This window comes from Sphingomonas sp. (assembly GCF_025362505.1).
Taxonomy (GTDB): Bacteria; Pseudomonadota; Alphaproteobacteria; order Sphingomonadales; family Sphingomonadaceae; genus Sphingomicrobium.
In genome coordinates this window covers 1-15,843 of record NZ_JANYGG010000111.1, presented here as the reverse complement: position 1 = coordinate 15,843, position 15,843 = coordinate 1, and the positions used below count along the sequence as shown (strand labels likewise).

General features: G+C 64.0%; 12 protein-coding genes and 1 pseudogene. 2 read left to right on the top strand and 11 right to left on the bottom strand.

Annotation, left to right across the window (positions count from 1 at the left end; all coding sequences use genetic code 11):
• Nucleotides 1-31 precede the first annotated feature (31 nt).
• The 5 genes from Q0R27_RS10715 to Q0R27_RS10695 are packed head-to-tail and all read right to left on the bottom strand — an operon-like array spanning nt 32 to nt 5,424.
• Nucleotides 32-1,435, bottom strand: a complete 1,404-nt coding sequence (locus Q0R27_RS10715) for an aspartate aminotransferase family protein (RefSeq protein WP_293944345.1) — start codon at nt 1,433-1,435, stop codon at nt 32-34.
• Nucleotides 1,435-2,541 carry an ABC transporter ATP-binding protein gene (locus tag Q0R27_RS10710; protein ID WP_293944344.1) on the bottom strand — a complete coding sequence of 369 codons (1,107 nt, stop codon included), beginning with the start codon at nt 2,539-2,541 and terminating at the stop codon, nt 1,435-1,437. Before Q0R27_RS10710 ends, Q0R27_RS10715 begins: the two co-directional genes overlap by 1 nt.
• Nucleotides 2,541-3,377: an ABC transporter permease gene (locus Q0R27_RS10705; protein WP_293944343.1), complete on the bottom strand. Its 837-nt coding sequence runs from the start codon at nt 3,375-3,377 to the stop codon at nt 2,541-2,543. The genes Q0R27_RS10710 and Q0R27_RS10705 overlap by 1 nt, the downstream gene beginning before the upstream one ends.
• A gap of 10 nt (nt 3,378-3,387) precedes the next feature.
• Nucleotides 3,388-4,290 (bottom strand): ABC transporter permease, encoded by a 903-nt coding sequence (locus Q0R27_RS10700; protein ID WP_293944342.1) that lies wholly within the window; start codon nt 4,288-4,290, stop codon nt 3,388-3,390.
• Between the two features lie 6 nt (nt 4,291-4,296).
• Entirely contained in the window at nt 4,297-5,424 is a 1,128-nt protein-coding gene (locus Q0R27_RS10695) for a spermidine/putrescine ABC transporter substrate-binding protein (RefSeq protein WP_293944341.1), read from the bottom strand.
• A gap of 160 nt (nt 5,425-5,584) precedes the next feature.
• On the opposite strand from Q0R27_RS10695, the gene Q0R27_RS10690 reads away from it, so the two are divergent.
• Nucleotides 5,585-6,487 (top strand): LysR substrate-binding domain-containing protein, encoded by a 903-nt coding sequence (locus Q0R27_RS10690; protein ID WP_293944339.1) that lies wholly within the window; start codon nt 5,585-5,587, stop codon nt 6,485-6,487.
• A gap of 169 nt (nt 6,488-6,656) precedes the next feature.
• Here the strand turns inward: Q0R27_RS10690 and Q0R27_RS10685 are convergent, their stop codons facing one another.
• From Q0R27_RS10685 to Q0R27_RS10670, 4 genes are all read right to left on the bottom strand, one after another.
• Nucleotides 6,657-8,036: a glutamine synthetase family protein gene (locus Q0R27_RS10685; RefSeq protein ID WP_293944338.1), complete on the bottom strand. Its 1,380-nt coding sequence runs from the start codon at nt 8,034-8,036 to the stop codon at nt 6,657-6,659.
• Nucleotides 8,033-9,298, bottom strand: a complete 1,266-nt coding sequence (locus Q0R27_RS10680; protein WP_293944337.1) for an FAD-binding oxidoreductase — start codon at nt 9,296-9,298, stop codon at nt 8,033-8,035. Before Q0R27_RS10680 ends, Q0R27_RS10685 begins: the two co-directional genes overlap by 4 nt.
• Nucleotides 9,299-9,301: 3 nt before the next feature.
• A complete protein-coding gene (locus tag Q0R27_RS10675; RefSeq protein WP_293944335.1) occupies nt 9,302-10,651 on the bottom strand; it encodes a glutamine synthetase family protein in 1,350 nt (449 codons plus the stop codon).
• A gap of 439 nt (nt 10,652-11,090) precedes the next feature.
• Nucleotides 11,091-13,394 carry a TonB-dependent receptor gene (locus Q0R27_RS10670; RefSeq protein ID WP_293944333.1) on the bottom strand — a complete coding sequence of 768 codons (2,304 nt, stop codon included), beginning with the start codon at nt 13,392-13,394 and terminating at the stop codon, nt 11,091-11,093.
• A 279-nt stretch (nt 13,395-13,673) separates the two neighbouring features.
• Here Q0R27_RS10670 and Q0R27_RS10665 point away from each other — a divergent pair, with 279 nt between their 5' ends.
• Entirely contained in the window at nt 13,674-14,984 is a 1,311-nt protein-coding gene (locus tag Q0R27_RS10665) for an aspartate aminotransferase family protein (protein ID WP_293944331.1), read from the top strand.
• Nucleotides 14,985-14,993: 9 nt separating this feature from the next.
• Here the strand turns inward: Q0R27_RS10665 and Q0R27_RS10660 are convergent, their stop codons facing one another.
• Both Q0R27_RS10660 and Q0R27_RS13475 read right to left on the bottom strand, forming a co-directional pair.
• A complete protein-coding gene (locus Q0R27_RS10660) occupies nt 14,994-15,629 on the bottom strand; it encodes a zinc-binding dehydrogenase (protein ID WP_293944329.1) in 636 nt (211 codons plus the stop codon).
• 49 nt (nt 15,630-15,678) lie between these two features.
• Nucleotides 15,679-15,753: pseudogene (locus tag Q0R27_RS13475) on the bottom strand (hypothetical protein); the annotation flags it as partial.
• Nucleotides 15,754-15,843: the final 90 nt, after the last annotated feature.

The window sequence follows — 15,843 nt, the reverse complement described above, 5'->3', positions numbered from 1 at the left end:
CGCCAAGCCCCGTCTTGCGCAAGCACGGCGGCTATTGCGCGGAGACGCGCCGATCAATGCCCATCAGCCGCCTGAGCGTTTCGGCGGTGGCCGCAACGAGGCGGTCGGCGTCGGCGTCGCTGGTGGCGGGGGAGACCAGCATCATGTTGTGAAACGGGGCGATCAGCACGCCTTGGTTGAGCAGGCCGAGGTGGATTGCCTGCTCCAGTTCGGGGAGGTGGGTCGCCGCCGCCTCTGTGCCGTTGCGAAGCGGGACGGGCGAAAAGATGAACTCGATCCGCGCGCCGACGCGGGCGACGTGCCACGGCAGGCCCACTGCCGCGACCTCGCGGTTGAGCGCGGTGGCGAGGCGCTCGGCGCGGGCCTCCATCGAGGCATAGTTGGCCGGGGTCATGACCTGCTCGAGATTGGCGCGCAGGGCGGCGAGCGACAGGGCATTGGCGGCGAGCGTCGTGCCGATCGCGCTATGGCCCGGCGGCCTGTCGCGCAACGCCTGCTCATAGCCGCGCGCGACCGCTTCGGTCATGCCCCAGACGGCGGTTGGCACGCCTCCGGCGATCGCCTTGCCGCACACCCACAGGTCAGGCTCGAGCCCGTGGACGCGGGTGTAGCCGCCGTAGCCCGACGAGATGCAGTGGGTTTCGTCGATCAGCAGCAAGGTGCCCGCCGCGCGGGTCAGACGGCGAAGTTCGTCGTGAAAGCCGGGATCGGGCAGGACCATCGATGAATTGGTCAGGACCGGCTCGGTGATGACGCAGGCGATGTCGCCAGCGGCCAGTGCGGCCTCCAGCGCGGGCAGGTCGTTGAATTCGACCACCGCTGCCTGGCTGGTCAGGTCGACGAACTGGCCGAGCATTCCGGGCCGGTTACGCGCTTCGCCATCGACCAGGCAGACGAAACATTCATCGACGGTGCCGTGATAGCAGCCGTTGAAGACGAGGATCTTCGGCCGCCCCGTGACCGCCCGCGCGACGCGCAGGGCGAAGCGGTTGGCGTCGGTCGCGGTCAGCGCGACCTGCCATACCGGCAGCCCGAAGGTCTCGCGCAACAGCTTGCCGACGACCGCGGCATCGCGCGTCGGCAGCATGTGGGTGAAGCCGCGCGTCGCCTGAGCGCTCGCGGCGACGACCACCGGCGGGCTGGCATGACCGAACATCGCGCCGGTGTCGCCAAGGCAGAAATCGGCATATTCGTGGCCATCGACATCGACCAGCCGGCTGCCCGCGCCATGCTCGATAAACAGGGGATAGGGCATCGGCCAATCGGTCATCCACTGCATCGGGACGCCGTTGACCCAGCCATCACGAGCATCGTCGGCGAGCTTAGCCGAGACCGGCCGCGCGGCGCGGTAGATCGCCTCCTGCTCGGACCGGAATGCGCGCAGGGTCGCCAGCCGGACGCCGCCGAGCACCGCCTCCTTGTTGTTCCCCCGCATCAGGACAGCAGCACCACCGGGCTAGTCGGGTGCCAGTGCAGCGCGACCTTGTCTTCCCACGTGAAATGCAACTGGTCGGTGCGCGACAGGTTGGGCCGCGACACACGTATCCGCCGCCCGCCGGTCAGTTCGACTTCATAGATGGTGATGTCGCCGAGGTATGACATGCCCTTGATCACGCCCTCGGCCTCGTTGTGCCCGTCTGGCGCATCGGCCGGCGCGGCCTCGCCCGGGCGCGACATCTGGATCTTCTCGGGACGGATCGCGACCCACAGGTCGGCGCTGTGCGACCCGGTGACGCCATGGTTGAGGTAGATTTTCCCGATCTCGGGGCAGTCGATCACCGCCCGCTCGGGCTCGTCGACCAGCATCCGCCCGTCGAAGATGTTCACCGACCCGATGAAGTCGGCGACGAAGCGGTTGGCGGGGTATTCGTAAAGGTCGGAACAGCCGGCGAGTTGCGCCACCTGGCCCTTGTTGATCACCGCGATCCGCGTCGCCAGCGACAGCGCCTCGTCCTGATCGTGGGTCACGGTGACGAAGGTGATCCCGACCTTCTCCTGGATGTCGGCGAGTTCGAACTGCATCTGCGCGCGCAGCTTGGCGTCGAGCGCCGACAGTGGCTCGTCTAGCAGCAATACCTTGGGCTTCATCACCAGGCTGCGCGCGAGTGCGACACGCTGCCGCTGGCCGCCCGACAGCTGGTCGGGCATCCGCTCGTGCAGCCCTTCGAGGCGGACCAGCGCGAGGGCTTCCTCGACCCGGTCGCGGATCTCGCTTTTTGGGGTGCGCGCGATCTTGAGACCGTAGCCGACATTGTCGGCGACCGACATGTGCGGGAACACGGCGTAGGACTGAAACACCATGTTGACCGGGCGGCGGTTCGGCGGGACATGCGCCATGTCCTGCCCGTCGATCAGGATCTGGCCTTCGGTCGGAACTTCGAACCCGGCGATCATCCGCAGCAGCGTGGTCTTGCCGCAGCCCGAAGGCCCGAGCAGCACGAAGAATTCGCCGGCCTTGATGTCGAGGCTGATATTGTCGACCGCGGCGAGATTGCCGAACCTCTTCGTGACATTCTTGATCTGGATGATCGGGTCGGCCATCAATGGGCTCCGGCTTCTCTCGTGATGTCCTGCATCTTGAGCGCGATGGTGGTGAGGATGACGGTCAGCAGGATGAGGAGCGCTGACACGGCGTTGACCTCGGGCGTGACCGAGAAGCGAACCATCGAATAGACCTTTACCGGGAAGGTGATGGTGTTCGGCCCGCTGGTGAAGAAGGTAATGACGAAGTCGTCCAGGCTGAGCGTGAACGACAGCAGCGCGCCGGCGACCAACCCCGGTTTCATGTGCGGCAGGAGCACGTCGCGAAACGTCTGCCATTCGCTCGCGCCAAGGTCCTTGGCGGCCTCCTCCTGCTCGCGGTTGAAGCTGGCGAGGCGAGCGCGGACGACGAGTGCAACGAACGGAAAACAGAAGGTGATGTGGGCGATGGTGATCGCGCCGAGGCTGAACGGCCACGGCAGGTCGTTGGGCCAGCCGATGGTCGCGAAGAACACCAGCATCGCCACCCCCATGCAGATTTCGGGGACGACAATCGGCAGCGACATGGCGCCCTCGACGCTCGCCTTGAACGGGAAGCGGAAGCGCCACAACAGCACCGCGGCGAGCGCTCCGAGCACGAGGCTGACGATGGTCGCGAGGAAGGCGATCGTCAGCGAGTTGCCGAGCGCAGTCATCAGCGATTCGTTGTGGAACACCTTTGCATAATATTTGAGCGTGAAGCCCTTCCAGACAAGGTTGGCCTTGCTGTCGTTGAAGCTGAAGACGATCAGGAAGACGAGCGGCGCGTAGAGGAACAACGCTACCGCGCCGACCCATGACCTGAGCCACAGCCGCCGGGAATATTCGAGCGGGGCGATCGGGATTCGCGCGCTCACGAGACGTGCCTCATGACCGCGACTCGGCCTTCTTGTTGCGCAGTGCCTGGAGCGCGATGAGGATGAAGGTCGCGTACATCAGGATGAACGACAGCGCCGCGCCGAACGGCCAGTCGTTGGCGCGCTTGAACTGGCGCTCGATGACGTTGGCGATCATCTGGCTGTCGGTCCCGCCCATCAAATCGGGGGTCAGGTAGGCGCCCAACGCGGGCACGAAGGTGATGATCAGGCCAGAGATGATACCCGGCGCGGCGAGCGGAGCGACGATCCGCGTGATCGTCCGGAAATGGCCCGCGCCAAGGTCGAGGCTTGCTTCGATCAGACTTTTGTCGAGCCGGTCGAGCGCGGCGTAAAGCGGCAGCACCATGAAGGGCAAATGGACATAGACCAGCCCGAAGATCACCGCGAAATTATTGTAGAGCAGGGGCACCGCCTGGAACTCGCCGAACGCGCCGAAACCCAGCAGTGCGGAGACATGGCTCGATCCATTCCACAATTTCTCGAGCCCGCCATTGGCGATCCCGCGCGTCCCCATTAGCGACAGCAGCGCGTAGGTACGGATCAGCAGGTTGGTCCAGAACGGCAGCATCACGAGTAACAGCAGCCACGCCTTCCACTTCGGCTGGGCGAAGGCGATCGCCATCGCCACCGGAATCCCGACGACGAGGCAGATCAGCGTCGTCAGCGCCGCCACCGCGACCGACTTCAGGAAGATGTTGAGGTAAAGCGGCTCGAGCGCGTGGGCGTAGTTGGAAAAAGTGCCGCTGATCGTGATCCGCGTCAGCCCGACATTTTCGCCGAAGCTGTAGGCCCACACGATCGCCAGGGGCACGAGGAAGAACAGGACCAGCCACCCCACCGGCGCTGCCGCCACCGCGGCGAACGCGCGCCGATGAAATCGCCAGTCCTGCATTGTCGCTTACGACGCCCGGACGCGCGTGAAGGCTTCCTCGTAGAGCGGCTGAATGTCCGGCCGAAACCTGGCATATTCGCACTTGGCGAGTTGCGCGGCTGGCGGAAACACCACTGAATTATTCTTGTAGCTGTCGGGCATTAGCGCCTTCGCTGCGGCGTTCGGGGTCGGATAGTGGATCGTGCTGGTAATCCCCTTGCCGACCTCCGCGTCGAGCAGATAGTTGATGAACGCGTGGGCGTTCTTGGGATGCGGCGCGCCGACCGGAATGCACAGAGTGTCCGAATTGAGCTGGCTGCCCTCCTTGGGCAGGACGAAGTCGATGTCATCGTCCTCGACCATCTTTTGCGCGATGTCGCCATTATATTCGAGCACGAGATCGATCTCGCCCTTGACCAGCAGGTCCTGGCCATTGTCCTCGTGGAAGACCTTCACGAACGGCTTCTGCTTGATCATCATTTTTTCGATCGTCGCAATGTCGGCGGGGGTCAGTTCGTTGACCGACTTGCCGAGATATTTGCCGTAAAGGCGGAACAGGTCGCCGGCTTCGCTCAGCAGGCCGATCTTGCCGGCATATTCGTTCGAATCGAACAGCACCTTCCAGCTGTCGGGCAAGCTCTTCACCTTCGACTTGCGATAGCCGATGCCGAGCACCAGCCAGGTGAAGGGCATCGAATATTTGCGGCCCGGATCGTAGGGCACGTCGATGAAGCTCGGGTCGATGTTCTTCATATTGGGGATTTGCGACTGATCGAGCGGCATCAGCATCTTCGACGACACCATGCGCTCGACGAAGTCGTTCGACGGCACGATCACGTCGAAGCCGGGGTTCCCCGCGCGCAGCTTGGCGAACAGTTCGTCGTTGGTCGCGAACAGCGACATGTTTACGTCAATGTCGCTCGCGCCCTTGAAATCGGCCAGCGTCGTCTCGCCGATGTAAGTGTCCCAATTGTAAAAATTGAGCTTCTTGTCTTCCCCTGTGGCAGCGATCTTGCCGACGCTATTTGGGCCGCTATCGCTTTTCCCGCAGCCGGCCAGGCCGCCGAAGCTTAAGCCCACCGCCGCGATGCCGAGTCCCTGCAGGATCGAGCGACGGTTGGCCTTGAGTTCCCCCAACGTGATGCGACGATCCATTGCTCTTGCTACCCTGAAGACTGTTACCGCTGATTGTTGTGCGCGTTTCGAACGACGCATTCAACCGGGCGGATGATCGACGCGCACAACCAAGCGCGCCTCGCTTCCCAAGGCCAGTCTGTTATGCGACACGACTGCCATCAGTGGAACCGATAGCTCGATGAACATCACTTTCCGACAGATGCGATATTTCATCGCGGTAGCTGAAATTCGATCAATTTCGGGCGGGGCGGCCAGTGTCGGCATCTCGCAATCGGCGGTAACCGACGCGATCCGCTTCATCGAGGCTGAGCTCGGCTGTGAAATGTTCGCGCGCCATGCGCGCGGCGTCATCCTGACCCGCGAGGGGCAGCAGTTCTTGCGTCACGCGCGCAAGATCGTCGACGCGATGAACGATATTCGCGGCGGCATCGCCCAGAATACGGACGAAGTCAGCGGCACGCTCAAGGTCGGCGCGACCCCGACCGTGACCGGCTATTTCTTGCCCGATCTGCTCGCCCGATACCGACAGGCCTTCCCGTCGGTCAAAGTCGCGATCGTCGAGGAGAAGAGCGACTATATCGAACATATGCTGGTCAATGGTGAAATCGACCTTGCCATCCTGGTCGTCCCCGGCCTCACTCGGCCCGAGGCACTGGACCATGACGTGCTCCTGCGATCCGATATGCGGGTGTGGATGGCGCCAGCACACCGCCTGTCCGACCAGGAGAGCTTCAGCCTGGCCGAACTGGCCGACGAACCGCTGATCGACATCAACCGGGAGGAGTTGCAACTGGTCTCCAGCGCGGTGTGGCAACGCCAGCCGGTGCACAGTCGCCCGGCCTATCGCAGCGCATCGGTCGAGGCGATCCGCGGCCTCGTGGGCACCAACGCCGGGCTCGCGATCCTGCCCGACCTGCTCTACCGCCCGTGGTCGCTCGACGGCGACCGGATCCTCGCGAAGCGCACCCGCGACCAGCTCCCGACGTTCGATATCGGGCTCGTCTGGCGGCGGCTGACCCGACAGAGCGAGGCGGCGACCCTGTTCATGGAGGCCGCGCGGGGCAAGCGGGTGCTGCGATAACAGAGTCAAATCTTGACATTTTGTGCGCTGCAGCATAAATAAATTGCGATAGGACACACCCGTCCGCTCTTGCATTCATCGAGTCTTTGTCATCCCCGCGCTTGCCCTGTTGTCGATCCTCAAGCTGCTTTTTCCAGCCCCGACCACGCGCCGCTGACGTCTTGCCGGCTCAGGCCGTTCGCATATACCATTCGTAATCGAGCTCGGGGACTTCCGCAAAATAGCGGTCCTGTTCCTGGCGCTTGACGATCGAATAGATGTCGACGAAGCGCACGCCCAGATACTCCTTCATCGCCTCCGACCGCGCGAAACGATCGACCGCGGCGAACCAGTTCGACGGCATCGCATCGGCGTTGGGATCGGCCGGCGCTTCATAGCCATTGCCGACAATCGCCGCGCCGGGATCGAGCTTGCCGGTGATCCCGTGGTGCATTGCCGCAAGCAATGCCGCGACCGCGAGATAGGGGTTGGCGTCGGCGCCGCACGCGCGATGCTCGACGTGGCGGCTCGACGGCGACCCGGCGGGGACGCGAAACGAGACGGTGCGGTTGTTGACGCCCCAGGTCGGCGCGACCGGCGCATAGCTGTTCGCCCGGAAACGGCGATAGCTGTTGGCGTTGGGCGCGAAGATGGCGAAACTGTCGGCGAGCAGCGCCCTCATTCCCGCGATCGCCTGCTTGAGCAGCGGCGTGCCCTCGGGGTCGTCTGACGCGAACGCGTTCTGGCCGCTCTCGTCGAGCATCGAGACGTGGAGGTGCATGCCATTGCCGGCGCTGTCGGCGAACGGCTTGGCCATGAACGTCGCCTCCATGCCGTGCTGCGCCGCGGTCGCCTTGACCAGCCTTTTGTAGGTCAGCGCATCGTCGCACGCGCGCATCGCGTCGGGCTTGTGGCGCAGGGTCAGCTCATACTGGCCGGCGGCATATTCGGAGATCGCGCTTTCGAGCGGGATGCCTTGCGCGTCGGCGCCGGCATAGAGCGAGTCGAGAAAGGCGCGCTGGTCGTCGAGCTCGGCGAGGCCGTAGACCTGGATATCGCTCCGTTCGATCCCGCCGCCCGACGCCACCCGCGGTCGCCCGTCCGGACCGCGCTTGGCGTCGAGCAGGTAGAATTCGAGTTCCACCGCGACCACCGGGGTCAGCCCGATCGCCTTCAGCCGGTCGATCACGCCCTGCAGCACGGTGCGCGGATCGAGGTCGTGGGGCGTCCCGTCGAGCTCATGGAAGCTGGTCAGGAACTGCGCCGCGCCGGGCCCGCCCCACGGCGTCGGCACGAGCGTCCCCGGCACCGGCCAGCAATGGCAGTCGGCATCGCCGGTCTCCCACAGCAGCTTGGTCTCCTCGACGTCGCGCCCGGTGATGTCAGCGAAGGTCACCGAAATCGGCAGGAACCGACCATTCTCATACACCGCCATGACCTCATGCTGGCGAAGTCGCTTGCCGCGCGGCACCCCGCACATGTTGGTGAAGATCATGTCGACCGCATCGACCTGCGGATGCTCCGCGAAAAAGGCGCGGGCTTCGTCGATCGCGTTCACGGGAGCGGTCATAGTCGGTCCTTCAGGGCGTAATAGAGGAGGCCAAGCGAGGCGAGCGGCTTGGCAAAAAAAGGGCCGCCGGGGAAGCGGCGATGCGGCAACGCGGCCAGCGTGTCGAACGCGTCGCCGTCGCCGTCGATCGCCTCGACCAGCAATTCGCCGGCAAGAGTGGTCAGGAGCGCGCCATGCCCCGAGAAGCCATGCGCGATCCAGATGTTATCGCGGCGGACGAGGTGCGGCAGACGGTTCATCGTCACGCTGACGATGCCGCCCCAGCCATAATCGATCGGGGTTCCGGATAGGCGCGGAAAGACCTCGGCCATGTAAGGGCGCACGAACTCGGTGATGCTCGACGGTGGCGACTGGCGGTACTTCTCGCCGCCACCGAAGATCAGCCGCTTGTCAGCGCTCAGGCGGAAATAATTGAGCACGAACCGGCTGTCGGCGATCGCGGCGTCGCCCGGAATTAGCTCGTCAGCGAGCGAACCGAGCGGGGCAGTGGCGATATTATAATTCATGATCGGCACGGTGAAGCCGCGCGCCGACGGCAGCAAGTCGCCGGTCCAGGCGTCGGCGGCCATGATCAGCTGGTCGGCGATGACCGAGCCGTGCGCCGTGACCGCCTCGACCGTCCGGCCTTCCCGGATTGCAGTGACGCGCGTCCCCTCGTGGATCGTCGCGCCTGCAGCCAGCGCCGCCTCGGCCAGCCCCCGCACATAGTTGAGCGGATGAAAATGCCCCCCGCGCTGGTCGAATACGCCGCCATGATAGAGCTCGGTCGAAACATGCCGTCCGGTGTCGGCGGGCTCGACTAGCTCGAGCTCGGGCCGACCAAAATCGCGCGCCAGCAATTCTGTTTCGCGCGCCATCGCCACGAAATGGCTCGGCTTCCACGCCGCCTCGAAATGGCCGTGCTTGAGGTCGCAGGCGATGTCGTGCTTCGCGATCCGCGCCGCGACCCGGTCGACCGCCATCATCGCCACTTGGTAGATCGCCTGAGCGCGCGCCAGCCCGAACGTCTCGACCAGCTCGCCCGCGCTCCACCGCAGCCCCGGGATCAGCTGTCCGCCGTTGCGCCCCGACGCGCCGTACCCGACCGTCTCGGCTTCGAGCACGACCACCTTGCGCCCGGATTCCGCCGCGGCAAGCGCCGCCGCCATCCCGGTAAATCCCCCCCCGATAACGCACAGGTCGACGCGAACCGTCCCCGCCAGCGGCGGCTGCGCGGCGAACGGATTGCCGTTGGCACGGTAGTAATTGTCGGGACCGCCCAACGGCTAGACCCGCAGTAACAAGTGCTCGCGTTCCCACGAGCTGATAACCGACTGGTAATTTTCCAGCTCGCTTCCCTTGATCGCGTAGAAGATCTCGAAGAACTCGTCGCCAAGCAGCGCGCGAACCGGGCGGCAGCTGCGGAAGCGGTCGAGCGCCGTCTCAAGGCTACGCGGAAGGGTCCGGGCGCGGGTGTAAGCATTGCCTTCGATCGACTTTGGCGGAAGCATGCGATCGATCATCCCGATATAGCCGCACACCAATGACGAGGCGATTGCCAGATAGGGATTGGAATCGGCCCCCGGCAGGCGATTCTCGATCCGCCGGTTGGCCGCGTTCGACACCGGAACGCGTAAGCCGCAGCTGCGATTGTCGGTGCCCCACTGGACGTTGATCGGCGCGTCGCTGTCCGGCCGCATCCGGCGGAAGCTGTTGACGTTGGGGGCGAACATCGGCGTGACCTGGGGGAGCAACCGCGCGAGGCCGGCGATGTAGCTGCGGAAGGCGACGCTGTCGCGGCCATCGGCACGCGAGAAGATATTCTTGCCGTTGCCGATGTCGAGCACCGACTGGTGGATGTGCATCGCTGAGCCCGGCTGGTTGCTCATCGGCTTGGCGAGGAAGGTCGCGTAAACGTCGTGCTCAAGTGCGACCTGGCGGACGATCCGTTTGAACAGCAGCACTTCGTCGGCCAGCCGAAGCGGGTCGCCGTGGAGGAAATTCACCTCGAGCTGCGCCGCGCCGGATTCGTGAATCATCGTGTCGATGTCGAGCCCGGCCCGTTCGCAATTTTCGTAGATATGCTCGATGATGTTTTCGAATTCGTTGAGCGCCTCGAGCCCGTAAGGCTGGCTGGCGGTCTCCGGACGCCCCGATCGCCCGATCGGCGGGAGCAACGGGAAATCGGGATCGGTGTTGCGCGATACGAGGTAGAATTCGACCTCGGGCGCGATGATCGGTCGCCAGCCCTTGTCGGCGTAAAGCTGCAACACCCGCTTGAGGATCATCCGCGGCGCGAAGCCGACCGCCGCGCCGTTGCGATCGAACGCGTCGGCGATGACATAGGCCGTCCGCGTCTTGAACCCCGGCGCTTCGCAGATTGTCGACACATCGGGCACCATGACATGGTCGGGGTCGGTGACCGGAACGATATGGCCGATGCCGTCCGGATATTCGCCGGTGATCGTGACCGAGAAGACGCTGCCCGGAATGCGCAGCGTCCCGTCCTTGACGCCCGACAGGAACTTGGCGGCAGGCAGCACCTTGCCGCGCTGCACGCCGTTCATGTCGGGCACGATGCATTCGACCTCGGCGATCTCATGCTCGGCGATCCAGTTCTTAAATTGGTTAGTCATGATCACTCTCTTGATTCGTGTGTCGGAGCAGGAGCGGCTCGACGAGTGGCGCTAGAGACCGGGGTCGGCGATGTTGGAGCTTACCGCCGAGCTTGATCGTGATCTCGATTGGAGGCCGCGCTGTCGCGCCGCCGCCAATCCTCACACGCCGCACGGGCGGACCGGACTGCATCGTCGATATCTGCGGCTCCTCCCGCGACGGCCTCGCCGGGCGAGTGGCCATCACCGGGGGAGCGGTTGCCAAAAAGCGCTCCATCGCGCGCGGCGGAAGGAGCGCCTTCGATCAGTGCCTCGGTGGGCAAGCACAGCGCGGCAACCCATTGCCGCACGCCATGCACTCCTTGACCCTGCTCGAAATCATCCCTTGCCCAACCTGTGATCACTCTTTGCACATTCCGCGCCACGTCCGAACGGCGAATATCGTCGAAACCTGGAGTGTTTACTGGCGATACACGAGTGTCAGCCCGATCGTCCGCGGTCTGACCGTCGAGTTTTCATACAACGCCGTATTGGAGTCTTGGTGAGTATAGCCGAGTTGGGGCGCGACATCGAACAGATTATCGACAAACAACGATACATTGGCCTTCCCGAGAAGGACCCCTGCACGCATGCTTACAAAGGTGTAAGCGACAGGGGCAATCAGCGCGGGATCGTAATTGGCGCTGTTGGGATCGCGAACAGTCGTTGGCGTCTTGAGCCGGCTCTTATACTGGGCGTCACCGCGGATATAAGCGTCGTTGCGGCCGAGCGGGAAGTCATATTGCGCTCCGAGCGCAAGCGTCCACGGCGCTCCCTCAATCGCGTCGCCGCTGTTCACCACCACTGCACCCGTGGGGGACAGGCTCGCATTCTCGGTATAGCGGGTGTGGGTATAGCCGACCGATCCGTCGATCGTCAGCCCTTGGGCTGGCCTCAAGGTCGCCTGAAGGTCGAACCCGCGGCTTCGCGCCTTGCCAAGGTTGGCGATGAAGCGGATCGCGCATTGCGGCAGATTGACGATCTGCTGGATGTTTTTCCAATCGACCTGATAGACCGACCCGTCGAGCGACAGCGCGCCTCCGAACAGCCGGTTCTTCGACCCCACTTCATAGCTGGTCACCGTGTCCGATTTATAGGTGATCGGCGCCGACGGAATGCCGAGATTGTCGAGGCTTTCCTGGCACGGATCGATCGGGACCGGCGGGTTGGCGCCGGCTGCACGGAACCCCCGCGACCAGCTGGCATAGAACAGGTTGTTTCGGTCGGCCTGGTAGTTGATTCCGAACTTGGGCGTGAACGGCTTGTCGGATGAGCTTCCGACACCTTCGGTGCGCGAACCATTCTGCGACCCGTCGGCGAAGTTCACCACCGAGAATTTCGTGTTGGCATAGCGTCCGCCGGCGGTCAGCTTGAGCTTGTCGGTGACCGCGAACGTAACATTGGCGAAGCCGGCGATCTGTTTCTCGACTGCCTTGCTGTCGTTGATGTAGCTGTCCTGGCCATAGAGCGGATAACCGAAGAAATCCTCCAAGCTTACACCGAACACCTCGTTGAAAAAGGCGTTGCCGAGCGGGTCGATCAGCTCTTCCGTGCTGCGCTGCTTGCTGTGTTGATAGAAGACGCCGACGACCCAATTGAGCCGCGCACCCGGATTGTTGGATTGGAGGCGGACCTCTTGCGTGAATATCTGCTGCTTGTTGGTGACCTTCGAAGGGCTGAGATAGTATGGCAGTCGCGGATCGATCCCGGTCGGGGTGAGAAACGGATCGATCGTGCACCCTCCCTCACACAGGCTTTGGTAATAGGACAGGTCGTACAGCGTCCCGCTGTAACCGCTGTAATTGGTCCGCTTGAAATAGGATGTGTTCGAAATCAGCGACACCCCGCCCGTGTCGTAGCGCGCATAGAACGAGGGCAGCACGAACCGATCCTGGGTGCCGCGATACTCAGGTGTGCTCGTGCGGAACAAACCACTCCCGGGATTGGACAGACCGACAAAGAAATTATCCGAAGCGTTGGTCCTCCGCCGCTGGTAGTGGATCGACGGCGTGAAGCGCAGCCCGGCGACCGGTTCCCACGCAATCGCCCCGCGCAATACGGTGACCTCGCCATGATTGATATTCTTGTCGTCAACGATGCCGGTCTGGTTGTCGACATGGTCGATATAGCCGCCGTCACGGCGATGCCAGGCGCTGATGCGGATGCCGAGCTTGTCCTTGACCAGCGGCCCGCCGACCGCCGCGCCGGCTTCGTAGCTTAGTGCGCCATGCGCGGTCGATGACACTTCGGCGCGGTCGTAGGTGCGAAATTCAATCAGGCTCGGTTGCGGCGTGATGTAGCGGACCGTGCCGCCTTCGGAACCCGCCCCGAACAGGGTGCCCTGCGGCCCGCGCAGCACCTCGATCCGGTCGAGGTCGAAAATCGCCGGCAGGCTGTTGTCTGAACTGAAACCAAGCCCGCGAATCTGGATCGGCGTGTCGTCGATGTAAATGCCGGTCGTGCCCGCACCAGCATCGGACGATATCCCGCGGATGCTGACGTTATTTGATCCCTCGGAGAAAGTCACGCCGGGAGTAAAGCGGGCGACATCGGCGAAGGTCTTGATGCCCTTGGCATCGAGTGTCTTTTGCGAGAAAGCACTAATACTAATTGGCACTTTCGAAATCGCCTCCGACTGGCGGGTCGCAGTGACGATGATCTCGTTGGGGTCGGGCGTGGCAGGACTGCTCGTGGGGGCGGTCTGCGCGGTGGCAGCGGAAGCCATGACGAACGCGCTAGTTGCCATCAACGCCAAACGACCAAGTTTCGGCGCAATTTCAGTTCGAGAGGCAATCATGATCTATTCCCCATCTCCGCGCGGCCGTTCTACGGTCCGACGCGCTGTCACCAAGCTTACGTGGGCCATAAGGCGCACGGAAAGGCCAGCCCAATTCCTCACCGGCATGATATCGGGAAAACCGATATGAGTAGCCAATCGGATTGCAGATTGTCCCGTTGTGGCTCATCGCTAGACGAATGTCACTCAAGCGCCGGACCCCTACAAATGCAGCAAAACGACCAGCTCGCGGCTTTATGGCTGCCTTTCACCGCCAATCGCGCGTTCAAGGCCGAGCCGCGCCTGCTCGCGACGGCCAAGGACATGCACTACCACACACCCGACGGACGCGCGGTACTTGATGGCACGGCCGGGCTGTGGTGCGTCAACGCCGGCCATTGCCGCGAGACGATCGTCGAGGCGATCCGCCACCAGGCGGGGGTTATGGATTTTGGTCCGACCTTCCAGCTCGGCCACCCGATCGCATTCGAATTCGCGACGCGGGTTGGCGAGCTGATGCCCGAGGGGCTCGACCGGATCTTTTTCGCCAACAGTGGTTCGGAAGCGGTCGATTCGGCGCTCAAGATCGCGCTCGCCTGCCAGCGAGCACGCGGACAAGGAACGCGTACCCGGCTGATCGGGCGCGAGCGCGGCTATCACGGCACCGGCTTCGGCGGAATTTCGGTCGGCGGGCTGGTCAACAACCGTCGCGCGTTCGGGACATTGCTGACAGGCGTCGATCATCTTCGCCACACGCATGACATCGCCAATGCGTTCACGCGCGGCCAGCCGGCCAAGGGCGCCGAACTTGCCGACGACCTCGAGCGGATCGTCACGCTGCATGGCGCCGAGACGATCGCCGCGGTGATCGTCGAACCGATGGCCGGATCGACCGGCGTGTTGGTGCCCCCGCTGAGCTATCTCGAGCGACTGCGCGAGATCTGCACCAGACACGGCATCATCCTCATCTTCGACGAGGTCATCACCGCCTTCGGCCGGCTGGGCAAGGCGACCGCGGCCGAATATTTCGGCGTCATCCCCGACATGATTACCTTGGCCAAGGGGCTGACCAACGCCGCCGTGCCGATGGGCGCGGTCGCTGTTTCGCGAGCGATCCACGACGATATCGTCGACAACGCACCCGACGGAATCGAGCTGTTCCACGGCTATACCTACTCCGGCCATCCGCTCGCCGCCGCCGCGGGACTGGCGACGTTAGACCTTTACCGCGATGAAGCCTTGTTCGAGCGCGCGGCGGGGCTCGCCGATTACTGGGCCGACGCGGTCCACGCGTTGCGCGGCGCGCGTCACGTGATCGACCTGCGCAACCTCGGCCTCGTTGCGGGAATCGAGCTCGAGCCGCGACCCGGCGCGCCGACGAAGCGCGCGACCGAGCTGTTCCACGCCTGTTTCGACCATGGCCTGCTGGTCCGCGCGACGGGCGACATCATCGCGCTGTCGCCCCCGCTTATCCTGGAAAAAGCGCATATCGACGAGATTGTCGGGCGCATCGCCGAACTGGTCGAGACGATCGATTAGAGGGCCGGATTAGAGCGTCAGCACGATCTTGCCGACGTGGCGCTTGGTCAGGAAGGCCTGCTGCGCCGCGACGATCTCGGCCAGCGGATAAGTGGCGGCGACCAGCGGCCTGATTTCGCCGCGTTCGATGTAGCCGACCAGATTGGCAAATACCCCCTCGTCGAGGATGGTGCAGCCGAGCAGGCGCAGGTCCTTCAGGTACAGGGTCCTCAGATCGAGTTCGGCCACCGGGCCCGAGATGGCCCCCGCCACGCCATAACGACCGCCGCGCTTGAGACAGGCGAGGATTGCGGCGAATTGCGCGCCCCCGACGATATCGACCGCGGCGTCGAACACCTCGTCCCCGAACAGCGCGGCGAGATCGGCGTCGCGCGGGATGACCCGGTCTGCGCCGAGCGCGCGGACTGCTTCCGCCTTGTCGGCCCCGGCAATCGCGGTCACCTGCGCGCCGCGACGCTTGGCAAGCTGGACGGCGGCCGACCCGACCCCGCCCGAGGCTCCGGTGATGAGGACATGCTCGCCCCGCCCAAGCCCGATGCGCGCCAGCATGTTTTCGGCAGCGGAATAGGCGCAGGGAAAGCTCGCCAGTTCGACGTCGGTCAGGGCGCACTCGATGCGGTGGGCGTGGCGAGGGCACGCGCGCATAGTCGGCAAAGGCGCCGTCGACTTCGGACCCGAAATAGCGCCCGTCGAACCGCGATGATCCGCGAAACACCGGTTCGACCAGCACGCGCTCGCCGATCCGCGCAGGGTCGACACCGTCGCCCACCACAACGATGTGCCCACAGGCGTCCGCCCCCTGAATTCGCGGAAAGTGGAAGGCCGCCCCCGACCAGCCGTCATCCTCGGCCCCGACGAT

What these genes read in the sequence shown, in the direction of transcription:
- Q0R27_RS10715 (WP_293944345.1), bottom strand. Translation starts at nt 1,435, where the DNA reads ATGCGGGGGAACAACAAGGAGGCGGTGCTCGGCGGCGTCCGGCTGGCG.
- Q0R27_RS10710 (WP_293944344.1), bottom strand. Translation starts at nt 2,541, where the DNA reads ATGGCCGACCCGATCATCCAGATCAAGAATGTCACGAAGAGGTTCGGC.
- Q0R27_RS10700 (WP_293944342.1), bottom strand. Translation starts at nt 4,290, where the DNA reads ATGCAGGACTGGCGATTTCATCGGCGCGCGTTCGCCGCGGTGGCGGCA.
- Q0R27_RS10695 (WP_293944341.1), bottom strand. Translation starts at nt 5,424, where the DNA reads ATGGATCGTCGCATCACGTTGGGGGAACTCAAGGCCAACCGTCGCTCG.
- Q0R27_RS10690 (WP_293944339.1), top strand. Translation starts at nt 5,585, where the DNA reads ATGAACATCACTTTCCGACAGATGCGATATTTCATCGCGGTAGCTGAA.
- Q0R27_RS10685 (WP_293944338.1), bottom strand. Translation starts at nt 8,036, where the DNA reads ATGACCGCTCCCGTGAACGCGATCGACGAAGCCCGCGCCTTTTTCGCG.
- Q0R27_RS10675 (WP_293944335.1), bottom strand. Translation starts at nt 10,651, where the DNA reads ATGACTAACCAATTTAAGAACTGGATCGCCGAGCATGAGATCGCCGAG.
- Q0R27_RS10670 (WP_293944333.1), bottom strand. Translation starts at nt 13,394, where the DNA reads ATGGCTTCCGCTGCCACCGCGCAGACCGCCCCCACGAGCAGTCCTGCC.
- Q0R27_RS10665 (WP_293944331.1), top strand. Translation starts at nt 13,674, where the DNA reads ATGCAGCAAAACGACCAGCTCGCGGCTTTATGGCTGCCTTTCACCGCC.
- Q0R27_RS10660 (WP_293944329.1), bottom strand. Translation starts at nt 15,629, where the DNA reads ATGCGCGCGTGCCCTCGCCACGCCCACCGCATCGAGTGCGCCCTGACC.